This is a genomic window from Modestobacter roseus (genome assembly GCF_007994135.1).
GTDB classification, from domain to species: domain Bacteria; phylum Actinomycetota; class Actinomycetes; order Mycobacteriales; family Geodermatophilaceae; genus Modestobacter; species Modestobacter roseus.
On record NZ_VLKF01000001.1, the window covers coordinates 2,363,552 to 2,384,994 of the forward strand.

15 protein-coding genes are annotated in these 21,443 nt (G+C 75.3%); 8 read left to right on the forward strand and 7 right to left on the reverse strand.

Features of this window, described 5'->3' with window-relative positions:
• The first annotated feature begins 1 nt into the window (after position 1).
• Genes JD78_RS11225 through JD78_RS11230 form a run of 3 tightly spaced genes read left to right on the forward strand, consistent with a single transcriptional unit; the run spans position 2 to position 1,997 of the window.
• Complete coding sequence (locus tag JD78_RS11225; RefSeq protein ID WP_208104080.1) at positions 2-1,684, forward strand: PucR family transcriptional regulator; 1,683 nt, start codon at positions 2-4, stop codon at positions 1,682-1,684.
• Positions 1,681-1,806, forward strand: coding sequence for a hypothetical protein (locus JD78_RS22600; RefSeq protein WP_267128553.1), 126 nt, complete (start codon positions 1,681-1,683; stop codon positions 1,804-1,806). The genes JD78_RS11225 and JD78_RS22600 overlap by 4 nt, the downstream gene beginning before the upstream one ends.
• Positions 1,806-1,997 (forward strand): hypothetical protein, encoded by a 192-nt coding sequence (locus JD78_RS11230; protein ID WP_153357677.1) that lies wholly within the window; start codon positions 1,806-1,808, stop codon positions 1,995-1,997. Before JD78_RS22600 ends, JD78_RS11230 begins: the two co-directional genes overlap by 1 nt.
• 30 nt (positions 1,998-2,027) lie before the next feature.
• Here the strand turns inward: JD78_RS11230 and JD78_RS11235 are convergent, their stop codons facing one another.
• The 6 genes from JD78_RS11235 to JD78_RS11260 form a co-directional block, all read right to left on the reverse strand.
• Positions 2,028-3,029: an ABC transporter ATP-binding protein gene (locus JD78_RS11235; RefSeq protein WP_153357674.1), complete on the reverse strand. Its 1,002-nt coding sequence runs from the start codon at positions 3,027-3,029 to the stop codon at positions 2,028-2,030.
• The gene (locus JD78_RS11240) at positions 3,026-5,101 is read right to left on the reverse strand and encodes a dipeptide/oligopeptide/nickel ABC transporter permease/ATP-binding protein (RefSeq protein WP_153357671.1); all 2,076 of its coding nucleotides are present in this window, start codon (positions 5,099-5,101) and stop codon (positions 3,026-3,028) included. Before JD78_RS11240 ends, JD78_RS11235 begins: the two co-directional genes overlap by 4 nt.
• Before the next feature lie 3 nt (positions 5,102-5,104).
• On the reverse strand, positions 5,105-6,115 hold the full coding sequence (locus JD78_RS11245) for an ABC transporter permease (RefSeq protein WP_208104081.1): 1,011 nt from the start codon (positions 6,113-6,115) through the stop codon (positions 5,105-5,107).
• A 44-nt stretch (positions 6,116-6,159) separates the two neighbouring features.
• A complete protein-coding gene (locus JD78_RS11250; RefSeq protein WP_153357668.1) occupies positions 6,160-7,740 on the reverse strand; it encodes an ABC transporter substrate-binding protein in 1,581 nt (526 codons plus the stop codon).
• A 141-nt stretch (positions 7,741-7,881) separates the two neighbouring features.
• The gene (locus JD78_RS11255; protein ID WP_153357665.1) at positions 7,882-9,270 is read right to left on the reverse strand and encodes a serine hydrolase domain-containing protein; all 1,389 of its coding nucleotides are present in this window, start codon (positions 9,268-9,270) and stop codon (positions 7,882-7,884) included.
• 216 nt (positions 9,271-9,486) lie between these two features.
• Positions 9,487-14,487, reverse strand: a complete 5,001-nt coding sequence (locus tag JD78_RS11260; RefSeq protein WP_153357662.1) for a glycosyl hydrolase — start codon at positions 14,485-14,487, stop codon at positions 9,487-9,489.
• 308 nt (positions 14,488-14,795) lie between these two features.
• Between JD78_RS11260 and JD78_RS11265 the strand changes: the two genes are divergently transcribed.
• From JD78_RS11265 to JD78_RS11285, 5 genes are all read left to right on the forward strand, one after another.
• A complete protein-coding gene (locus JD78_RS11265) occupies positions 14,796-16,226 on the forward strand; it encodes a serine hydrolase domain-containing protein (protein ID WP_228394965.1) in 1,431 nt (476 codons plus the stop codon).
• Complete coding sequence (locus tag JD78_RS11270; RefSeq protein ID WP_153357656.1) at positions 16,226-17,713, forward strand: amidohydrolase family protein; 1,488 nt, start codon at positions 16,226-16,228, stop codon at positions 17,711-17,713. Before JD78_RS11265 ends, JD78_RS11270 begins: the two co-directional genes overlap by 1 nt.
• Before the next feature lie 73 nt (positions 17,714-17,786).
• Positions 17,787-18,404: a CAP domain-containing protein gene (locus JD78_RS11275; RefSeq protein WP_153357654.1), complete on the forward strand. Its 618-nt coding sequence runs from the start codon at positions 17,787-17,789 to the stop codon at positions 18,402-18,404.
• A gap of 43 nt (positions 18,405-18,447) precedes the next feature.
• A complete protein-coding gene (locus JD78_RS11280) occupies positions 18,448-19,320 on the forward strand; it encodes a YihY/virulence factor BrkB family protein (protein WP_153357651.1) in 873 nt (290 codons plus the stop codon).
• Between the two features lie 91 nt (positions 19,321-19,411).
• Positions 19,412-20,350 (forward strand): S1C family serine protease, encoded by a 939-nt coding sequence (locus JD78_RS11285; protein WP_153357650.1) that lies wholly within the window; start codon positions 19,412-19,414, stop codon positions 20,348-20,350.
• A gap of 8 nt (positions 20,351-20,358) precedes the next feature.
• Here JD78_RS11285 and JD78_RS11290 read toward each other — a convergent pair whose 3' ends face one another.
• Complete coding sequence (locus JD78_RS11290; protein ID WP_153357647.1) at positions 20,359-21,264, reverse strand: DUF881 domain-containing protein; 906 nt, start codon at positions 21,262-21,264, stop codon at positions 20,359-20,361.
• Positions 21,265-21,443: the final 179 nt, after the last annotated feature.

Below are 21,443 nucleotides of genomic sequence, written 5' to 3' on the forward strand. Positions count from 1 at the left end.
GGTGACCCTGACTGCTGCGCACGTCCCGGGACCGGCCCCGCTCCAGCACGCCCCGCGGGCCAGCCTCGGCAACGTGCTCGAACACCTGGGCACCACCCTGCTGGAGGTGGTGGCCGGCGACCCCACCCGGCCACTGGACGAGCTCGGCGTGGGCGGGGTGGTCATCCACGACCCGGTCGACGCCCCGGTCCTGCCGCCCCGCGCGCTGGTGCTGGGGGTCGGGGTGCACGAGCCCGACGACGTCCTGGCGCTGCTGACGGAGACCGCCGCCGCCGGCGGTGCCGGGGTGGTGGTGCGCGCGCCGGCGCCGACCGACCCGCGGATCGCCGAGGTCGCCGCGCGCACCGGCACCCTGCTGCTGGCGCTGACCCGGGGCGCGAGCTGGAACCAGCTGGCCGCCCTGGTGCGGGCCCTGCTCGGCGAGGGCGAGGTGGGCACCGCCGAGCCGGAGTCGTTCGGCGGCGTGCCGGCCGGTGACCTGTTCGCCCTGGCCAACGCGATCGGGTCGCTGCTGGACGCGCCGGTGACGATCGAGGACCGCAGCTCCCGGATCCTGGCGTTCTCCGGCCGCCAGGACGAGGCCGACGAGTCACGGATCCAGACCATCCTCGGCCGCCAGGTGCCCGACCGGTTCACCCGCGGCCTGGAGGCGCACGGCATCTTCCGGCAGGTCTACGCCAGCGACCGGCCGGTGTGGCTGCCCGCGGACACCCTGGGCATGCCGGAGGTGACGGTGGCGCGCACGGCGATCGCGGTGCGGGCCGGCGACGAGATCCTGGGCACCATCTGGGCCGCCACCGACGAGCCGCTGGACGACGCCCGGGAGCGCAGCCTGGTCGACGCGGCCAAGCTGGTCGCGCTGCACCTGCTGCGGATGCGGGCCGGCGCCGACGTCGAGCGCCGGCTGGCCAGCGAGCTGGTGGCCACCGCGCTGGAGGGCGGCCCGGGCACCGTCGACGCGCTGGCCCGGCTCGGGCTCGCCGGCCGCCCGCTCATCGTCCTGGCGATGGGGCTGACCGAGCCCGACGCCGAGCCGGGCACGCTCAGCCTGGCCCGGCGGGAGGCGGAGCGGCAGCGGTCCGCCGACGCGCTCGCCGTGCACCTCACCGCGCTGCACCCGGGATCGGTGGTCGCGGTGGTCGGCGGGGTCAGCTACGCCGTCCTCCCGGTGACCGCCGGGATCGAGGGCGCCGACGAACGGGCGGCGGCCGTGGCCACGGAGTTCCTGCAGCGCACCGGCGGGCGGGTGCCCGGGATGATCGGCGTCGGCACCGTCGCCGCGGAGGTCTCCGCGCTGACCCGCTCCCGGGACAGCGCCGACCGGGCGCTGCGGGTGCTGCGCAGCGGCACCACCTCCCGGCGGGTGGCGCGCGCCGCCGAGGTGCACATCGAGTCGCTGATGCTCCAGCTGGCCGACCTGGCCGCCGCCGAGGGGCACCAGGCCTCCGGTCCGGTGGCCCGGCTGGCCGCCTACGACGCCGCGCACCGCACCCAGCTGGTGGCGACGCTGCGGGCCTGGCTGGACGCCTTCGGCGACGCCATCCGCGCGGCCGGTGAGGTGCACGTGCACCCCAACACGTTCCGCTACCGGCTGCGGCGGATCGCCGAGGTCGGCGGCATCGACCTCGACGACGCCGACTCCCGGTTCGCCGCGATGCTGGAGCTCCGCCTGCTGCGCTGGTGAGCCGTCCCGCCGCCGACCACTCGGCCAGCCGGTCACTCAGCTCCGCGGGGGCGAGCACGGTGAACTCCGCCCGGGTCGCGCCGAGCACCAGCACCGGTTCGATCCACACGCTGGGCGGGTGATGACCAGCCCGCCTCCCCCCGGCGCGGTGGCGCGGGGCGGACCGCTCGACGGCAGCGTCCTCGGCGAGTCCGCACCGGCGCAGTTCGAGGTCGAGATGGCGGACGGCTCGCGCCACCGGTACGTCGCCACCGACGAGTGGTCCGAGAGCGCACGGGTCTACGACTGGCGTGGCCGGGCGGGAGCCCGCTGAGCCCGTGGCGACCGGCCGCGCCGGTCCGGCTCAGCCGGTCGCGGGCCGGCCGGTGACCTGGAGCAGCGGCTCCCGCGTCGCGGCGAAGTGGCAGGCCGCCGCGTGCCGGTGGTCGCTGCCGGGCTCGGTCGTGCGGCAGACCTCGCGGTCGGGGTGCACGAGCGGGCCGATCGGGCAGCGCGGGTGGTACCGGCACCCCGACGGCGGGGCGTGCGGGTCGGGCGGGTCGGCGTCCGGCACCGCCACCCCAGCCGCTGCCTCCGCCGGATCCGCCTCCGGGATGGCCCGGGGGTGCACCGAGTCGGGGACGGCGGCCAGCAGGTCGCGGGTGTAGGGGTGCTGGGGGTCGGTGAGCACCTGCTGGGCCGGCCCGTGCTCGACGATCCGGCCCAGGTACATCACCGCGATCTCGCTGGCCACGTACCGGACGACGGCGAGGTTGTGCGAGATGAACAGCATCGAGGTGCCGAGCTCCCGCTGCAGCCGGCGCACCAGGTTGAGCACGGTGCCCTGGATGGAGACGTCCAGCGCGGAGGTGATCTCGTCGGCGATGAGCACCTCCGGCCGGGCAGCCAGCGCCCGGGCCAGCGCCACCCGCTGCCGCTGCCCGCCGGACAGCTCCCCGGGGTACGCGCCGGCCCGGGTCGGGTCGAGCTCCACCAGCTCCAGCAGCCGGGCGACCTCGGCGCGGCGCTCGGCGGCGCGGAGGCCGCGGGGCACCGCCTCGGCGATGCTGGCGCCCACCGTCATGCGCGGGTCCAGCGAGGAGTACGGGTCCTGGAAGACCAGCTGCACCGGCCGGGCACCGGACCGGTGCGACAGCGGCCGCCCGTCGAGGGAGATCTCACCACCGGCCAGCGGGGCGAGGCCGACGGCGGCGCGGGCGAGGGTGGACTTGCCCGAGCCGGACTCCCCCACCAGGCCGACCACCGCGCCGTCGGGGACGGTCAGCGAGACCCGGTCGACGGCGGTCATCGCCCGCCGCCGGGAGCCGAAGCGGACGCTGACGTCGGAGAACCGCAGTTCGCTCATGCCTGCCTCTCCAGGGCGGTCCCGGCGGGGAGCTCGTCCTCGGTGTCCCCGGCGTCCGCCGTCGCCCCGGCACCGGGTTCGGCCGGGGCGCGCTCGCCGGCGTGCCAGCAGGCCACCCGGCGGCCGGCGCCGTCGTCGGCCAGCGCCGGGTCCTCCTCGTGGCAACGGGCCGAGGCCAGCGGGCACCGCGGCGCGTAGGCGCAGCCGACGGGCTGGTGCGCTGGGTCGACCGGCCGCCCGGGGATGACCGGGAGCGGGCGGTCGAGGTCGACGTGCATGTCCGGCACCGTGGCGACCAGCGCCCGCGTGTAGGGGTGCCGGGCCGCGGTGGCCAGCTCCGCGGCGGGCAGGTCCTCCACGACCCGGCCGGCGTACATCACCAGCACCCGGTCGCAGACCTGGCCGACGACGGCGACGTCGTGGCTGATCAGCAGCAGCGCGACGTCGTCTGCGGCCCGGATCGAGGCCAGCAGGTCGAGCACCTGACGCTGGACGGTCACGTCGAGGGCGGTGGTCGGCTCGTCGGCGACGATCAGCGCCGGCTCGCCCATCAGGCCCATGCCGATCATCGCCCGCTGCCGCATGCCACCGGAGAACTCGTGCGGGTACTGGTGGGCCCGCCGCTCGGCGGCGGGGACCCGGACGCTGCGCAGCCGGTCGACGGCGCGGCCCAGCGCCTGGCGCCGGTTCATCCCCTGGTGCTCCTCGGCGACCTCGGCCAGCTGCCGGCCGATCCGGCGGGTGGGGTTGAAGGAGGTCATCGGGTCCTGGAAGACCATGGCGAAGGAGGTGCCGAGCAGCCGGCGGTGGGGCCGCACGTCGCCCCGCAGGTCCTCGCCGAGGAAGTCCAGCCGCTCCGCGGTCACCTGCCCGGGCTGCTCGACCAGCCGGGCCACCGCCAGCGCGGTCAGCGACTTGCCCGACCCGGACTCCCCCACGACGCCGACGGCCTCGCCGCGGCCGATCCGGAAGCTGACCCCGCGCACCGGCCGCACCGGCCCGTTCCCGCTGCCGGGGAAGGTGACCGTGAGGTCCTGGACGTCGAGCACCGTCCGGCCCCCGGCCGGCCCCGGATCGGTCGCCGGCGTCCCCTGGTCCTCGGTCCTCGCCCGCGCGGTGTCCAGGCTGACCACGCGGCCGGGGGCGAAGGCGCCGCCGACGCCGGCGGTCAGCCCGATGCCCTTGGCCACCGCCTCGCCGAACATGTTGAACGCCAGCCCGGCGACGACGATCGCCAGGCCGGGGGCGAGCGCCGCCACGGGGTGGATGTAGATGCCGGAGAGCCCGTCCTGCAGCAGCCGCCCCCAGTCGTAGGCCGGGGCCTGCACGCCGAGGCCCAGGAAGGACAGCCCGGCGAAGGCCAGCAGCGCGCCGCCGGCGCCGATGGTGGCGTTGACCACCAGCGGCTCGCCGATGTTGGGCAGCACGTGCCGCAGCAGGACCCGGACGCGGCCGACCCCGACGATCCGGGCCGCGGCCACGTAGTCGCGGTCGGCGACGCCGGCGGACAGCGTGTGGGTGAGCCGGGCGAAGGCCGGTGCGCCGGCGAAGCCGATGGCCAGCACCGCACCGGTCGCGCCGACGCCGAAGACGACGGCGAAGAACAGCGCGAGCAGCAGCCCGGGGAAGGCGACGGCGATGTCGACCCCCGCGGTGACCAGCCGCCCGGCCCGCCGCCCCAGCAGCAGCGGTGCGGTGCCCAGCAGGAGTCCCGCGACGACGGCGATGAGGGTGGCCAGCAGGGCCAGCCCGATCGACAGCCGGGTGGCCACGAGCACGCGGGCGAACAGGTCCCGGCCCAGCGCGTCGGTGCCCACCCAGTGCTCGGCGGAGGCGCCCTGCAGTGCGTCGGCGGTGTCCACCGTGTCGGCGGCGTCGGACCAGAACACCGGGCCGAACACCGCCAGCAGGAGCACCAGCGCCAGCAGCAGACCGGCCCCCGCGCCGACCGGCGTCCGCAGCACGGCGAACCAGCGGGAGCGCCCCGCCGACCGGCGGGGCGCCACGGCCGCCGGACGGTCGTCCGGTGCGGCGGCGGGGGTGGCTGCTGCCGGGGTGGCTGGGGTGACCATCGCTCAGCTCTCCCGGATGGCCGAGCGCGGGTCCAGCAGCGCCAGCACGACGTCGACGACGAGGTTGACCAGCAGCACCCCCGCGCCGTAGACGAGGACGATGCCCTGCACCACCGGGTAGTCCTTGAGCAGGATCGACTGCACGATCGTGCTGCCCAGGCCCGGCCAGGCGAAGACGTTCTCCACCAGCACGGTGCCGGCGATCAGCGCGCTGAGCAGCAGCCCGCCCAGGGTGATGGTCGAGGTGAGCGCGTTGGGCACCGCGTGCCGCAGGTAGGTCTTCGACGGCGGCAGGCGTTTGGCCCGGGCGGTGCGCACGTAGTCGGTCTGCAGCACCGCGAGCATCTCCACGCGCAGGATGCGCGCCAGCGCCGCCGCCGGGCCGATCGCCAGCGCCAGCACCGGCAGGACGTAGGAGCTGGGCCCCTCCTGCCCGGCCACCGGCAGCCACCCCAGCTCGACGCCGAAGACGAAGACCAGGCCCACCCCGAGCAGGAACTCCGGGATCGCACCGAAGACGACGCTGCCGGAGGAGAACGCCAGCTCCCGGCGCCGGGCCCGCCCGCCCCGGGTGAGCACGCCCATCGCCACCCCGATCGGGACGGCGAGGGCCATGGTCACCAGGAACGCCAGCAGGGCCATCTGCACGGTGGCCGGCAGCCGCTGCCCGATGACCTGCGACACCGGCAGCTGGGAGGTCATCGACGTCCCCAGGTCCCCGGTGAACACCCCGCGCAGGCTGCGCAGGTACTGCAGCAGCAGGGGGTCGTCCAGCCCGAGCGACGCCCGGCGGGCGGCCACCAGCGACGCCGGCGCCGTCGGCCCCAGCGCCGAGCGGACCGGGTCGCCGGGGATCAGGTGGATCATCAGGAAGGAGGCGGTGAACAGCACCCACAACGAGACCAGCAGCCGGCCGCCGCGGCGGAGCGCGAAGCGGGCCCAGGGGCCCTGCAGCGCCGCCGCCACCCTCCCCTGCCCCGTGGTCGGACCGTGTTCCGCGGTCGTGCTGGCCACGTGCACCTCCTCCGCTCCGAGCGCCCTGTCCGTGACCCGCCTGCTCAGTCGGCCAGCATCCGGATGGTCGTGGGCACGACGGCGACCGCACCGGAGTCGAACTCCGCCCCGCTGCCGAACGTGCTGGCCGACTGGTTGGCGAAGGGGACGACGTCGGCCGCTTCGATGAGGTTCGCCTCCGCGGCCAGCCACTCGTCGCAGCCCTCGGCGCCGGCCATCGCCGCCGCCCGGGCCACGCCCTCCTCGTAGTCGGCGTTCGCGATCCGCGAGAAGTTGTTGCCCTCGGGGGCGGCCGGGCCGGAGAAGAAGGGCACCAGCTGGTCGGGGCTGCTGACGTTGAGCGCCAGCCAGGTCACATCCCAGTTGCCGCTGCCGAAGACGGTCTGCAGGAGTGCGGTGTCGTCCTGCCCGCTCATGCTCACCTCGGCCCCCAGCTCCTGCCACGTCGCGGCGGCGAGCTCGGCGGCGGCGGCCCCGCCGGAGCCCAGACCCGAGTTGTAGATGAAGGTCAGCTCGAGGGGGGTCCCGTCCTTGGTCCGGGTGCCGTCCGGCCCGGCGGTCCACCCGGCGTCGTCCAGCGTCTGCCGGGCCACGTCGAGCCCCCCGGTGGGGAGCGCGCCCGACACCGAGTCCCCCGGGCAGGCCACCGGGGCAGCGGTCGCCAGGGTGGTGGCGGGACCGCCGGTGCCCCCGGTGAGCACCGACTGCAGCTCGTCCAGGTCCAGGGCCTGGGTCAGCGCGCGGCGGACCGCCGGGTCGGCGCCGGGCCGGCCCTCCTGCTGGTGGAACCACATCTCGCCCAGCACCGCGTCCAGGGTGCTGGCGAAGAGGTCGGACTCGACGAGGCGCTGGGCGTCCGGGCCGAGCACCGTGGCCGCGTTGAGCCCGCCGGACAGCAGCAGGTTGGCCGCCGTCGTCGCGTTCGGCACCACCTGCACGACCACCTGGTCGGGCATGCCCTCCTCGGCCGTGGTCGCGCCGTCGGGCCCCCACGTGTAGCCCTCGCGGAGCGTGTAGGTGATGCGGTCGCCCGGGACCACCTCGGTCAGCTCGTACGGGCCGGTGCCGCGGGTCTCGTCGGCCAGCACCGAGCGGTCCGCCAGCCCGCTGGCGCAGACCATCGGGATGCTGGCCAGTCCCTGGAGGACGAAGGGCGCGGGCTCGGCGAGCGTGATGGTCAGCGTCGAGCCGTCGGCGGTGGCCGTGGCGCCGGGGGGCAGGTACGTGCCCAGCAGCGGGCTCTCGTTCGCCGGGTCGGCGACGTAGGAGATGTTCGCCGCGGCGTCGGCCGCGGTGAACGGCGAACCGTCGGCGCAGGTGACGCCGTCGCCCAGGGTCAGCGTGACCTCCGTGCCGTCCACCGCCCAGTCGCTGGCGAGCCCGCTGACCACGGTGCCGTCGTCGGCCAGGTGCACCAGCGAGTCGTAGGCGAAGGCGCTGAGCTGGAACACGTTGCTGGCCGGGGACATCTGCGGGTCGAGGTTCCCCGGGTCGGCGTCCATCGCCATGGTGAAGGTGCCGCCGGAGGCGACCTCTCCCCCGCCACCGCCGCCGTCCCCACCTCCGCAGCCGGCGAGGAGGATCACGACGGCACACGCGCCGGCGCCGGTGCGGATGAACCTCATGGGGTGTCCTCTCGGGAGGTCAGTGCGGAGGAGTGGCGGTTGCGAGAAGGCTGCCCGGCATCGGGCGGGGGGTCTTCGTGCGCTGGCACGAGGTGACCGGGGGCGGCTCGTCGGTGGTGACGAGCCAGGTGGACGACCGGGTCACCCAGCGGCCCGGGGCACGGCCCGGCCGATGTGCAGGAACGCGGCGTGGCCGGCGCCGTCGTCACCGAGGAAGGCGAAGGGCACGTGCAGCCCCGACTGGGCCTGCACCGGGATGAGCGTGTCCGGGGCGAAGGCCACCAGCTCGCTGCGCTCGGGCTGCTCGCCCAGCTCGAGCGCGTCGCCCTTGGGCCGCATCTCCAGCCACACCCGGCCGTCGTCGTCCTGGCTGACCACGAGGTCGGCGACCCGGCTGCTGTAGGTGCCGGCGTACCGCATCGCGTCGACCGGCTCCGGGTGCTCCGGCGGCACCGGCAGCGGGTGCAGCTGCACGTCGGCCAGTTCGCGGAGCACGTGCCCCACCACGTCGCGGTAGAGCCCGTAGGGGTTCCCGCCGTTGGTGAGCAGGACGACGGCGATGCCGCGCTCGGGCAGCACCCGCAGGAACGAGGCCTGGCCGATGGTGTTGCCGTCGTGCCCGACCACCGGGGTGCCCAGCCCGTCGAACAGCTCCCAGCCCAGCCCCCAGGCGTCGCCCATCACCCGGATGTCGGGCAGCCGCACCCGGGGCTCCTGCATGGCCGCGACCGTGCCGGCGTCCAGCACGGTCGCGCCGTCGGCGGCCTTGCCCGCCTCCAGGTGCATCCGGGCGAAGGCGATCAGGTCCCGCGGCCGCATCGCCAGCGTGGAGCCGGCCGGGGCGTTGGACCGGGCCAGCGCCCACACCGGGGCCGGCACCTCCGGGGCGTCCGGCTCGGGGCGCACGTGGCCCACCGCCACCCGGTGCACGATCGCCTCGTACGGGCTCGCCGCGGCGTGGGTGAGCCCGAGCGGGGTGAACAGGTGCTCGGCCAGGCACTCGTCGAAGGGCTTGCCGCGCAGCACCTCCACCAGCCGGCCGAGCACGCAGTAGCCGGCGTTGTTGTAGGAGAACTGGTCGCCGGGCGGGAAGAGCTGGGCCAGGTCGCCGAGGCCGGCGACGTAGCGCGCCAGGGCGTCGTCGCCGCGACCGGTGTCGGTGAAGACGTCGCCCTCGAAGCCCGCGGTGTGGCTGAGCAGCTGCTCGACGGTGAGGGTGCGGGCCGCGTGCTCGTCGGCCAGCGCGAAGTCGGGCAGGTGCCGGCTCACCGGGTCCGCCAGCGCGACCCTGCCGTCGTCGACCAGCTGCATCACCAGCGTCGCCGTCCACACCTTGGTGATCGAGCCGATCTGGAACAGCGAGTCCGGCGTCGCCTCCACTCCGGTGGCCGTGCTGAGCAGCCCGGCGGCGGCGTCGACCACCTCGCCGTCGGCGAGCACCGCCACCCCGGCGGCGGGTACGTCGTGCTCGGCCAGGAGTGCGGGCAGGCGGTCGCGGATCCAGGCTCCGACCTCGTCCAGCTTCGTCATGCCGGAACGGTAGGAGCGCCGGTGCGCTGGTGGTTCGTGGTGGCGGCCAGCCCTCGGGGACGGCGTTCGTGCGCACCGACGAAGCCCGCCCTGGGCCGTCGCGGCAGACCGCGAGAGGCGGACCGACCGGGTGGACGCCGACCCGCGGGGCCCGACGGGTGGACCAGCACGTGCCCCGGTGGCACGGCGGCGCCGCCGCCGTGCCACCGGGCCGGATCAGTCCTCGACGACCGGCGACCAGACGCCCAGCTCCCACAGCGAGTAGCCGTACCCGGTGGCCCGCTGCAGGCCCTGCACCCGCACGTGGCGCGCGGTGGCCGACACGTCGTACGCCGTCTCGCCGACCGACCCGGCGCGGTCGGGCCCGAGCTGCCGCCAGGGGTCGTCCTCGCTGTCGCGCACCTGGATGCGGAACTGCGTGGCGTACGCGGCCTCCCAGTCGGTGGTCACCCGGGAGATCGGGGTGACCCGTCCCAGGTCGACCTGCACCCACTCGTCGTCGCTGCCCCAGGCGCTGGACCAGCGGGTGGTGGTCCGCCCGTCGACGGCGTCGGCGAGCGGGGTGCCCTCCCACTCCACCGACGAGGCGGTCACCGGCCGACCGAGCGCGACGTTGCGCAGCGCCGGGGGCGGAGCGGGCGACGTGGCCTGCGTCCGGACGTCGACCGTGGCCGTCCCGGTGGCCGACCCGACGGCGGCCGTGACCGTGGCCGAGCCGGCCGCCGGGGCGGTGAACCGGCCGGTGGCGTCGACCTCGCCGGCGGTGGTCGTCCAGGTCACCGGCGCGTCCGCGGTCAGCGGGCCGCCGTTGCCCGCGGCGTCGAAGGCGTACGCGGTGAGCTGCGTCGTCGTCCCGGCGAGCACGGTGCTCGTCGGCGGGCCGACCAGCACGGTCGTCGGGGTGACCGCCGCGGCGCTGGGCGTGCCGTGGACCTCGACTCCGTAGATCGAGTAGCCGTACTGGGTCAGCCGGGTCAGCCCGGTGATCCGGACGTACCGGCCGGTGGCCGCCACGACCAGGTCGTCGTCGCCGGCGTCGGTCTTGGTGACCGTCTGCACCGGGGCGCCGCCGTCCGGGTCGTCGGAGACCGACAGCTGGTACGTGCGCGCCGCGGCCCCCTCCCAGTCGACGTGCACCCGGCGGACGTCGTACTCCGCACCCAGGTCGATCTGCAGCCACTCGTCGTCGCTGCCGTGGACGCTCTCCCAGCGGGTGTCGCCGCGCCCGTCGACGGCCAGCGGCGCGGTGTTGCCACCGAGCTCGCTGCTCGCGGTCACCTGGGCGCCGCGGGCCACGTCGGCCAGCGGGGCGACCACGGCGACGACGGCGGAGCCGGTGGCCCCGCCCGCCGCGGTCGCCGTCACGTACCCGGCCCCGACCGCACCGGCGGTGAACCGGCCGCCCTCGACCGTCCCGTCGGCGGACGTCGTCCAGGTGAGCTCGCCGGCATCGGCCGGGTCGCCGTACTGGTCCCGGCCGGTCGCGGTGAGCGCCAGCTCCTGTCCGCTGACCACCTGCTGCCACCCGGGGGTGACGGTCAGCGCGGTGAGCACCGGTGCCGGCGCGACCCGCAGCGCGTACGCCTGGGTGACGCCGCCACTGGTGGCGGTGACGGTCACCGGGTCGGCCTCGGTGGTGGCGGTGAACACCCCGGCCGGGCTGATCGTGCCGCCGCCGCTGACCTGCCAGGTCACCTCGTCCAGGGCGATGGTGGCGCCGTACTGGTCGATGCCGGTGGCGGTGAAGGCCACGGTGCTGCCCGGCTGGACCGTGCGGACGGCGCCCGGGGTGGTGACCTCGACGTGGTCGAGCGCCGCGTCCAGGTGGTGCCGCACGGTGGCGTGCGCCGGCACCCGGATCGTGCCGATCTCCCGCGCCGCCGTACCGGTGCCCTCGTAGACCGGGTACACCTGCTCGCTGTCGGTCGGGTTGGTGACGACGTAGGTGTACGTGCCGTCGGCGGCGCGGTAGACCTGGCTCAGCGGGGCGCCGGTGTGCCGGTCGAGGGTCTCGGTGCCGGTGCCCAGGTTGGACAGGGCGTTCCAGTAGACGATCCCGGCCATCGACTGCGACGTCGCCACCGGGTCCTGCGCCGCCCACAGCGCGTCGGCGATGTCGACGTACTGCGCCGGGTCGGCCTGGGCCAGGTAGCCCAGCAGCACGTTGCCCAGCGCGTCACCGATCCGGCTGTACACGGCCACCGCCTGCGCGGTGTCCTCGCCGGGCTCGTAGTCCCCGGCGTCGTAGGCGTACAGCGCCCTCGCCGCTGCGGGGTCGGCCACGTAGTCCGTGGACAGCCGCTCGAACAGCGGCCAGGCGGGGCCCCACGTCTTCGGGTCGGCGTCCGGGTCCGCGGCCGGCGGGGCGATCGGGGTCAGCGCTGCGGGCAGGGCGTCGGGCGTCCAGACGTCGGCCGGGAAGGTCAGCGAGCCGTCGGCGGCGACCGTGACCAGCAGCCGGCCGTCGTCGTACAGCGGGTTGTCCGGGGTCTCCGCCGTCACGTACGCCGGGTTGTGCAGGTACGCCGTCCGGACGGCGTTCTGCACGTCGCCGATCGCGGCGTTGCGGTCCAGGGTGATGATCGTGTCGCCGTAGGTGCCGACGCCGTACCAGCTCTTGGCTGCCGCCTGCAGCCTGCCCGCGACGTCGCCGGGCACGCCGGCCGCGAGCGCGGCCGGTCGCAGGGTGAAGAGGTCGGCCAGCCGGGACCGGGAGAACGCCGGGTCCCAGCCGAGGTAGTTGAACCACGGCGCGGTCGGCATCCACTGGATGCCGTAGGTCCACGCCGGGTCGCCGGAGAAGTAGTTGGCGAACGTGGGGCCGCTGTCGAAGAGGATCCCGACGGTGGTGTGGTCGAACTCCGCCGGGTAGGTCGAGGGCCCCTGCGGGTCGCTGGCAGCCGGGCTGCCGACGGCATCCAGCCAGTACTGGCGCACCGAGGCGCGCTCGGTGACGTAGCCCATCGCGCCCTCGGCCTGCATCTCGGCGTCGCCGAGCACGGTGCCCAGCAGGTAGAGCCCGGCCCACGACTGGATCGCCTCGGAGCTGGACTCCTGGTTGTTGCCGCCGGGCGAGCTGAAGCCGCCGGCGTAGGAGTGGCCCTCGAAGGTGTCGAAGGTGCGCTGGTAGGGGAAGTCGGCGTCGTCGCGGTCCCAGTTGGCGTACTGCTTGGCCACCAGGGTCGCCATCTCGCCGTACTGCTCGGCGAACTGCGGGTCGGTCAGCCCCAGCAGCGCGGTGGCCAGGGTGAAGTAGCCGTAGTGGAAGTGGTTGTCGGTGAACTGGTAGGAGCCGTAGGAGTCACCGAACCCGATGAGCGCCGCCCACGAGTCGTACCGGGCGAAGAAGTGCTCGGTCTCCCCCGGCGTGTACGTGTACCAGTCGGCGAGCGCCGTGCGCAGCGTCGACTGGAGCGTGGTGAACGCCTCGGTGTCGCCGATCTGCTGGGCGATGAGCATGTACTCGGCGTACTGCTGCAGGTCCTTGCCGCCCCAGTAGGTGTCGCCGCCGTAGCTGGTGCGCTCGGCGTACTCGTCGACGTAGCGCTGCATCCGCGCCGGGTCGTACTCGGCGGCCTCGGGCAGCGCGGCCAGCGGGCTGATGCCGGTGAAGGGGTAGGTGACCGTCCACGGTCCCGGGCCGATCGTGGTCTCCATCGGCCCGCGCGGGGTGGCGTAGCGGACGCCGGAGAACGCCAGGTCGTGCGTCGTCTCGACGTGGTGGTGCGGCAGCCAGCCCTGCACGACCTCGGTGCCGGTGCCCTCCAGCGCCTCGGCGTCGACGGTCCAGGTCTCGGCGACCGTGCCGGCCGCCTGGTCGTAGACCGACTCCATCGCCACGTCCCGCGGGACGGCGAACGCCGTGCGGTGCAGGTCGTCCAGCGTCGCGCCGCTGGCCGGGACGGCGCTGACGACGAGGTGCGGCACGTCGGTCTCGGCGGTGAGCACGTCGCCCGCGCGGGAGAAGGTGGTGCCCGCCGGCACGTGGACGCCGTAGGTGCGCCCGCCCTGGGTGACGGCGAACCGGTCGGCGGTCAGCGGGAAGGTCACCGGGTCGCCGTCGGCGTCGGTGACCACGGCGCCGGGCTGCAGGGTGAGCCGCGGGGCCATGTCGGTGTACTCGAACCAGGTGTAGGGCATGCCGCGCGAGGCGGTGACGTCGACGTGCTGGGTGCCGCCGGTCTGCTGCATCCGCCAGCTCACGTTCTGGTCGCCCCAGCGCAGCGCCGTCGCGCTCTCGGCGCGGAACGCCGGGTCGAAGCGGGTGGCCAGACCCTCGGGTTCGTCGGTGAGCACGACCTGGTCGACGAGCACGTGCGCCCAGCCGGCGGTCAGCGTGTCGACCACCCGGATCTGCGCCTGCTGCCCGGCCCAGGCCGACAGGTCCCAGGTCACCCAGCGCAGCGCCTCGGAGTTCTCGCCGGTGGCCGACTGCACGACCTCGCCGTCGACGACCAGCTGGACCTCCTCGGCTCCCGGGTGGTTGCCGCCGGCGACCAGGAAGCCGGCGAAGCCGCGGTCGACGGTGAACGCCGGCGAGGTGAGCGTGCCGGTGGCGCCGTCGCCGCGGCCGTCGGTGAAGGAGTTGGCCAGGCCGGCGCCGAGGAAGCCGGCGACCGCGCTCTGCCCCGCGTTGGTGCCCGCCGAGGGCACGTCGGCGAAGGCGTCGCCGGTCGCGGTCCAGCCGGTCGCACCGGTGGCGGAGTCGAAGTCGGCGAGGACCACGTCGGAGGCGGCCGGCTGCGGCGTCACGGTGCCGCCGACGACCAGCGGCTGCTCGAGGCGCATCGCGGTGCCGTCGGCGTTCCACCGCGTGGGGTAGGTGACCGTGGTGCCGTTCGCGCTGTTCGAGACGACCAGCGGGTCGGCCCACAGGTCCCCGGACCAGCGGCTGACCACGAGGTCGGTCCACCAGGCGTTGGTCGGGACGGGGTGGCCGTCCAGGCTGGGGTCGATGAACAGCTGCTGGTCGACCGTCTCCGACACCGTCGGCCGGTGGTTGGCGTCCAGCGACGCCGGGGGCGCGGCGGCGTAGGACCCGCTGCCGACCGCCACGACGGACGGGTCGCCGGGAGCGGCGTGCGCGGGCGGGGCGGCCAGCACGAGCGGGACGGCGCCCAGCGCGGTGGCCGCGGCGAGCGCCGCGGCCAGCCGCGGCATCCGGCGGGACGGCGTCGGTCGGCGGGTGCGGTGCGGGTCGGTCACGGGGTCTGCCACCCGATCAGCGGAGGTCACGGGCGGTGAACCTATAGGCACTTTGTGTCACATAGATTGCCGGGTGCAACCGCAGGGACGAACAGCCGGTGCCGGCATCGGCCCCGACGCCGCGAGCCGGCGCCGGCACTCGCCGCGGTGCGCCGGCCCCCTCCCGGCTTCGTGGTCCCGGCCAGCCGTGCCCGGCGGCGTTCGTACGCACCGACGAAGCCCGCCGCGGGCCCGCGCGGCAGGCTGCGGCCACGGGCCGACCAGGTGCACGCCGACCCGCCGACACGCCGACCCGCGCAGCCCGACGGACGGAGCAGCACGTGACCAGCAACCCGACGACCCCGACCGACACCCGACCCGCCCTGGACCGGGAGCACTGGCAGCAGCGGCTGGACGAGCTGGCCGCGAAGCACCAGGTGCCCGGGGCGACCCTCGCCGTCCTGCGGCTGGGCCCGGACGGCGACGAGCTGGTCGAGGCCGCCACCGGCGTGCTGAACAAGTCCACCGGCGCCCGGGCCACCCCCGACTCGGTGTTCCAGATCGGCTCCATCACCAAGGTGTGGACCGCGACCCTGGTCATGCAGCTGGTCGACGAGGGGAAGCTGGACCTGGACGCCCCGCTGGTCGAGGTGCTGCCCGACCTCCAGCTCGGCGACCCCGAGGCCACCCGCCAGGTCACCATGCGGCACCTGCTCAACCACACCAGCGGCATCGACGGCGACGTCTTCACCGACACCGGCCGCGGCGACGACGTGCTCGAGCGCTACGTCGCGGCGCTGGCCGACGTGGCGCAGAACCACCCGCTGGGCGCCACCTTCTCCTACTGCAACTCCGGCTTCAGCCTGGCCGGCCGGGTCGTCGAGGTGCTCACCGGCAAGACCTGGGACGCCGCGCTGCGCGAGCAGCTCGCCGAGCCGCTCGGCCTGACGCACACCTCGACGCTGCCGGAGGAGGCGATCCGGCACGGCGTGGCGGTCGGGCACATCAGCCCCGAGCCGGGGCAGGAGCAGCAGGTGGCCCCGGTCTGGATGCTGCCCCGCTCGCTCGGCCCGGCCGGACTGGTCAACGCCACCGCCCGCGACGTCGCCGCCTTCGCCCGGATGCACCTGTCGCAGGGCCGGGCCGCCGACGGCACGGCGGTGCTGTCCCCGGCGTCGACCGCGGCCATGCAGGCGCACTCCACGGACCTGCCCGACCACTGGTCCCTCGGCGACTCGTGGGGGCTGGGCTGGATCCGGTTCGACTGGCAGGGGCGGCGGCTCTACGGCCACGACGGGACGACGTTCGGCCAGAACGCCTTCCTGCGGGTGCTGCCCGGCCCCGACGGCACCGGGGGCATCGCGGTGGCCCTGCTGACCAACGGCGGGCAGCCGCGCGACCTGTTCAACGACCTCTACAGCGAGCTCTTCTCCGAGCTGGCCGGCATCCGGGTCGCCGAGCAGCTGGAGCCGCCGGCGGAGGCGCCCGAGGTCGAGCTGACCCGCTTCGTGGGCACCTACGAGCGCAGCTCGATCACCACCGAGGTCTTCGAGCGCGACGGCGGCCTGGTCATGCGGGTCATCCCCACCGGCCAGGTCGCCCTGGAGTCCGGGGCGACCGTGGAGGAGCTGGCGCTGCACCCGGTGGAGCCGGGCGTGTTCGCCACCCGGGCACCGGAGTCGGAGACCTGGATGGCCGTGGTCTTCTACACGCTCCCGGGCGGCGCCGAGTACCTGCACTACGGGGTGCGGGCCAACCCGCGGAAGGCCTGATGCCGGCACCGGTCGCCGACCTCGTCCTGACCGGCGCCCGGGTCATCGACCCGGAGACCGGCCTGGACGCGGTGCGGGCGGTCGCGGTCACCGGCGGCACGATCACCGCCGTCGGTGAGGCCGCGCCGCCGGCCCGCGAGGTGTGGGACGTCGCCGGGTCGGTGCTGGCCCCGGGCTTCATCGACCTGCACAGCCACGCGCAGAGCACCACCGGGCTGCGGCTGCAGGCGCTGGACGGCGTGACCACCGCCCTGGAGCTGGAGGCCGGGGTGCTGCCGGTGGCCGGCGCCTACGCCCGCGCGGCGGCCGAGGGCCGGCCGGTCAACTACGGGTTCTCCGCCTCCTGGACCGACGCCCGCATGCACGTGCTGGACGGCGTCCCGCTGGACGCCGACGGGTCACTGGACCTGTTCAGCACCCACCAGGCGCTGCCGAACTGGCGCGGTCCGGCGGGTGACCGGGACGTCGCGCGCATCCTGGACTTGCTGGAGGGCGCGGTCGCCGACGGTGCGCTGGGCATCGGGGTGCTGGTCGGCTACGCCCCGGACAGCGGCCGGGCGGAGTACTTCCGGCTGGCCGGGCTCGCCGCCCGGCTGGGCGTGCCGACCTTCACGCACACCCGGTACATCTCGACCGCGGAGCCGGGCACCTCCCTGGAGGGGGCGCTGGAGGTGATCGCCGCGGCGGCCGGCACCGGGGCGGCCATGCACATGTGCCACGTCAACAGCACCTCGAACCGGATGATCGACGAGGTGGCCGGCGCCGTCGACGCCGCCCGCGCGACCGGGGTGCGGGTGACGACGGAGGCCTACCCCTACGGCGCCGGCGCGACGGTCATCGGCGCGGCCTTCCTGGCTCCCGAGGTGCTGCACCGGATGGGCATCGGGCCGCGGCGGCTGACCTACCTGGCCACCGGGGAGCGGGTCGCCGACGAGCGCCGGCTGGCCGAGCTGCGCGCCGCCGATCCCGGCGGTGACGTGGTGGTGCACTTCCTCGACGAGGAGGACCCGGCCGACCTCGCCGTCCTGGAGCGGTCCTTCACCCTCGCCGACACCGCGATCGCCACCGACGCGATGCCGCTGGTCTCCCCGGGCGGAGGCGCTGCACCGGACGTCTGGCCCCCGCCACCGGGCGTGCACACCCACCCCCGCTCGGCGGGGTCGTACGCGCGCACGCTGCGCTGGCTGGTCCGCGAGCGCGGCGTGCTGACCCTGACCGAGGCGCTGCGGCGCTCGTCGCTGCTGCCGGCGCAGGTGCTCGCCGAGGCCGTGCCCGCCATGCGGCGCAAGGGCCGGGTGCAGGCGGGGGCCGACGCCGACCTCGTGGTGTTCGACCCGGACACGGTCACCGACCGGGCGACCTACGCGCAGGTGGCGCCCTCGACGGGCTTCCGGCACGTGCTCGTCGGCGGGACGCCGGTGGTCCGCGACGGCGAGCTGCAGACCGGCGCCCTGCCCGGGCGGCCGATCCGGTCGGGCGACCGCTGAGGCCCGACGTCACGATGCCGTTGCGGATCAGCGGCTCCCGGGTGCGGCGGCCTCCGGTGGGTACTCCTCACCGATGCATCGCTCTGCCCTCCTGACTCCGCTGGCCGCCGTCCTGATCGGGTGCACCGGCTGCGCCGTCGTCAGCACCGACGTCGCGGCCGGTGGTGCCGTCGCGACCGCCCCGGCGTCCCAGTCCCCGCCCGCCGGCGGGACCGGGGCGCCCGCCGAGGAGCAGGTGGCCCGAGCCGTCTTCGACCGGGTCAACGCCGAGCGCGAGGAGCGGGGTCTGGGACCGGTGTCCTGGAACGACGACCTGGCCGCGGTGGCGAGGGGCTGGAGCCAGGAGATGTCCGAGACCGGCCGGTTCGAGCACCAGGACCTCCAGCAGGTGCTGCAGAGCGACCGGGTGTCGGGCTTCACCGCGATGGGCGAGAACCTCTTCCGGTCGACCGGGCCGGTGCCGGCCGGCACGATCCATGCCGGCTGGATGCGTTCGGACGAGCACCGGGTCAACGTGTTGAACCCCGGCTTCGACCGCCTCGGCGTCGGGGTGTTCTGCGCCGCCGACGGCTCGGTCTGGGCCACCCAGGAGTTCGGCCGGACGACGGGCGCCGACCGGCCCGCCGTCGCCTCCACCACCCCGCCGGTCGAGCCGATCGCCCGCCCCGAGGACGACGGACCGACCTGCTGATCCCACGGTTGCCCGGCGCACCCGATCGGGTAGCCGATCGCGGATGACCAGCCTCGACCACCTGCCCCGCGTCCGCCGGGCACTTCGCCGTGCCCGGCAGCGGTACGCCCGCACCCGGGACACGCTGCCGGCCCCCGTGCTGCGCTTCGGCCGGTGGGTGCGCGGGCCGGAGTTCTTCACCGTCGCCGCCAGCCTCGCGTTCTACGCGATGATCTCCCTGCCTCCGATGGTGCTGATCGCCTTCTGGATCGCCGGGGCCTTCGTCGACGCGTCGGCGCTGGAGGGGCTGGGCAGCGAGGTGTCGGGGCAGACACCCGAGCAGCTGCCGGTGGGCGAGGTGCTCCGCGCGCTGATCGACATCGCCTCCCGGGCCGGCCCGCTCGCGGTCCTCTCCGCCGCCTGGCCGGCTACCGCCTACGGCGCCGCGCTGGCCCGGGCGTTCACGCAGGTGGCCCCGCAGTCCGAACGGCAGATCCGCGGCTGGCGGGGCCGGCTGCTGGCGCTGGTGCTCATCGCCGTCCTGCCGCTGGTCGTGTTCTCCGCCCTCGCCACGCTGTACGTCGTGCCCCGCCTGTTCGGCACCGGCTGGGCCCTCACCGCGCTGCTCGGACTGGGCGCGTTCGTCGTGCTCGCCCTGGTGATCGCGCTCGTCTACGCCCTCTTCCAGCTCCGGGACACGCGCTGGCACGACGTGGCCTTCGGGGCGCTGATCGCCGCCGGCCTGGTCGCCGTCACCACCGCCGGCTACCTGGTCTACCTGCGGTTCTTCGCCGACTTCTCCGACCGGTACGGCACCAGCTCGCTCGCCACCGCGGTGCTGCTCGGGCTCTGGCTGCTGCTGGGCAACGCGGTGCTGCTGGTCGGGTACCGGCTGATGCTGCGCCGGGCCATCCGCCGCCACGAGGCAGGCGGCTGATCGTCCCCGGGTGTTCGCTCAGGGCGTTCCCACCACTGCCCGGAGCGGCGTTCACTGGTGCACGTAACCGTGTAATCGTCGGAGGTCGGACATGGACGGGATCGACGAGACGGCGCTGGACGCCTACTCGCGGGTGGTCACCACCGTGGCCGCGGAGCTGATGCCGCACGTCGCCGCGCTCTCGGTGGGCGGTCCGGGTGGCCGGGGCGGCGCCGGGTCGGCCGTCGTCGTCGACGCAGACGGGCTGCTGCTGACCAACGCCCACGTCGTCGGCCGGGCGACCGGCGGACGCGCGGCGTTCAGCGACGGCTCGGAGGTGCCGGTCGACGTGGTCGGGGCCGACCCGCTGTCGGACCTGGCCGTGGTGCGGGCCCGGGGTGCGACTCCCCCGCCGGCCGAGCTCGGCGACGCCGCGGAGCTGCGGGTCGGCCAGCTGGTGGTGGCGGTCGGGAACCCGTTCGGGCTCGCCGGGTCCGTCACCGCCGGTGTGGTGAGCGGACTGGGCCGCTCGCTGCCCACCCGGGAGGGCCGGGCCGCGCGGGTGGTCGAGGACGTGATCCAGACCGACGCGGCGCTCAACCCGGGCAACTCCGGTGGCGCGCTGGCGGATGCGCACGGCCGGGTGGTCGGGATCAACACCGCCGTCGCCGGGTGGGGCCTGGGCCTCGCGGTGCCGGTCAACGACACCAGCCGGCGGATCGTGGCGACGCTGGTCCGCGACGGCCGGGTGCGCCGCGCCTACCTCGGCGTGGTCAGCAGCCCGGTGCCGCTGCCGGCCGAGCTCGCCGCGCGCACCGGGCAGCGGCGCGGGCTGCAGGTGCTCGACGTCATCGCCGGCTCCCCGGCCGACCGGGCCGGGCTGAAGGGCGGCGACCTGGTGCTGGAGGCGGGCCGGGCGGCCGTGGCGTCGGCGCAGAGCCTGCAACGGCTGCTCTTCGACGAGGCGATCGGGCAACCGCTGCCGGTGACCGTGGTGCGCCGCGGGGCGATGGTCGACGTCGTGGCGGTGCCCACCGAGCTCACCGGCTGACCGGCGGGTCAGTCGTCGAGCGGGTCACCCACCAGGGCGTCGATGGCGACGTCGTCCTGCTCCACGACGCGGGCGGTGCCGTCGGCGCGCGCGACGTCGCTGAGCACGCCGCCGGGCACGCTCAGCAGGCGGATCATCTCCTCGCCCGGTCCGATGGCCAGCACGGTGTACGGGCCGGTGACCAGCTCGCCGTCCACCCGGACGCCGTCGGCACCGTCGACCAGGGCGGTGGAGACGACCACCCGCACGCCGTTGACCTGGATCGCCTCCGCGCCGGCGCCGCGCAGCTCCTGCACCGCCTCCAGCAGCAGGGCGGCGTCGACCTCCTCCTCCGGGTCGACGATCGACAACCGGATACCAGGGCCGCGGACGGGGACGGCACCGGTCAGCACGTCGACCGCCTGCGAGCGCTCCACCGCCTGCTCGAGGGCGCTGTCGGCCTCCGACCGGTCACTGGTCAGCTCGTCCACCGTGCGGCGGGTCTCGGCGAGCTGCTGCCGCAGCAGGTCCTCGTTGGCGTCGATGTCGTTGAGGATCGTGACCAGGTCCTCCTCGGTGGTCGTACTGAGCGGGTCATCGGTGTTGCTGATCCGGATCTGCAGCGTCATGCCCAGCCCGAGCGCCAGCGCCAAGGCCCCGGTCACCACGGACAGCACGAGGCGGCGTCGCCGCCGCTGCCGGGCCCGTTCCGGGCCTGCGGGGCTCACCGGCCCGGTCTCGTCGCCCCCGGTCACGTCGCCCCCGGGTTCGCTGCCTGCGGGTTCGCCGGCGGGCGGACTCCGGTCGGGGTCGGTCTGGCCAGGTGCCGACCGGTTCGCTGCGGGGTCGACCCGGACCGCGCCGGCCTCGTCGGCGGGCGCGGTCTGCTCCGGACCGGCGTCGTGGGACGGTCCGGTCGGCTCGCCGGCGCTCATCGCAGCCAGCCTAGGCGGCGGACGGCGCCTGTCGACGATGACGCGAGGGAGCGCTTGTCCTCGCTCCCGGAGGTGGATAGCCTGCCGACGTGGACGGGCAGCAGATTCGGTGCGGGCTCGCCGGCGACTGATCCTCGCACCGGCGGGTCCGTGGGCACACCCTCGAGGTCGCTCCCCCG

Excerpts from the sequence above, each read along its gene's own strand:
- JD78_RS11240 (WP_153357671.1), bottom strand. The coding sequence starts at position 5,101 with ATGGTCACCCCAGCCACCCCGGCAGCAGCCACCCCCGCCGCCGCACCG.
- JD78_RS11280 (WP_153357651.1), top strand. The coding sequence starts at position 18,448 with ATGACCAGCCTCGACCACCTGCCCCGCGTCCGCCGGGCACTTCGCCGT.
- JD78_RS11255 (WP_153357665.1), bottom strand. The coding sequence starts at position 9,270 with ATGACGAAGCTGGACGAGGTCGGAGCCTGGATCCGCGACCGCCTGCCC.
- JD78_RS11235 (WP_153357674.1), bottom strand. The coding sequence starts at position 3,029 with ATGAGCGAACTGCGGTTCTCCGACGTCAGCGTCCGCTTCGGCTCCCGG.
- JD78_RS11285 (WP_153357650.1), top strand. The coding sequence starts at position 19,412 with ATGGACGGGATCGACGAGACGGCGCTGGACGCCTACTCGCGGGTGGTC.
- JD78_RS11275 (WP_153357654.1), top strand. The coding sequence starts at position 17,787 with ATGCATCGCTCTGCCCTCCTGACTCCGCTGGCCGCCGTCCTGATCGGG.
- JD78_RS11270 (WP_153357656.1), top strand. The coding sequence starts at position 16,226 with ATGCCGGCACCGGTCGCCGACCTCGTCCTGACCGGCGCCCGGGTCATC.
- JD78_RS11230 (WP_153357677.1), top strand. The coding sequence starts at position 1,806 with ATGACCAGCCCGCCTCCCCCCGGCGCGGTGGCGCGGGGCGGACCGCTC.
- JD78_RS11290 (WP_153357647.1), bottom strand. The coding sequence starts at position 21,264 with ATGAGCGCCGGCGAGCCGACCGGACCGTCCCACGACGCCGGTCCGGAG.
- JD78_RS11250 (WP_153357668.1), bottom strand. The coding sequence starts at position 7,740 with ATGAGGTTCATCCGCACCGGCGCCGGCGCGTGTGCCGTCGTGATCCTC.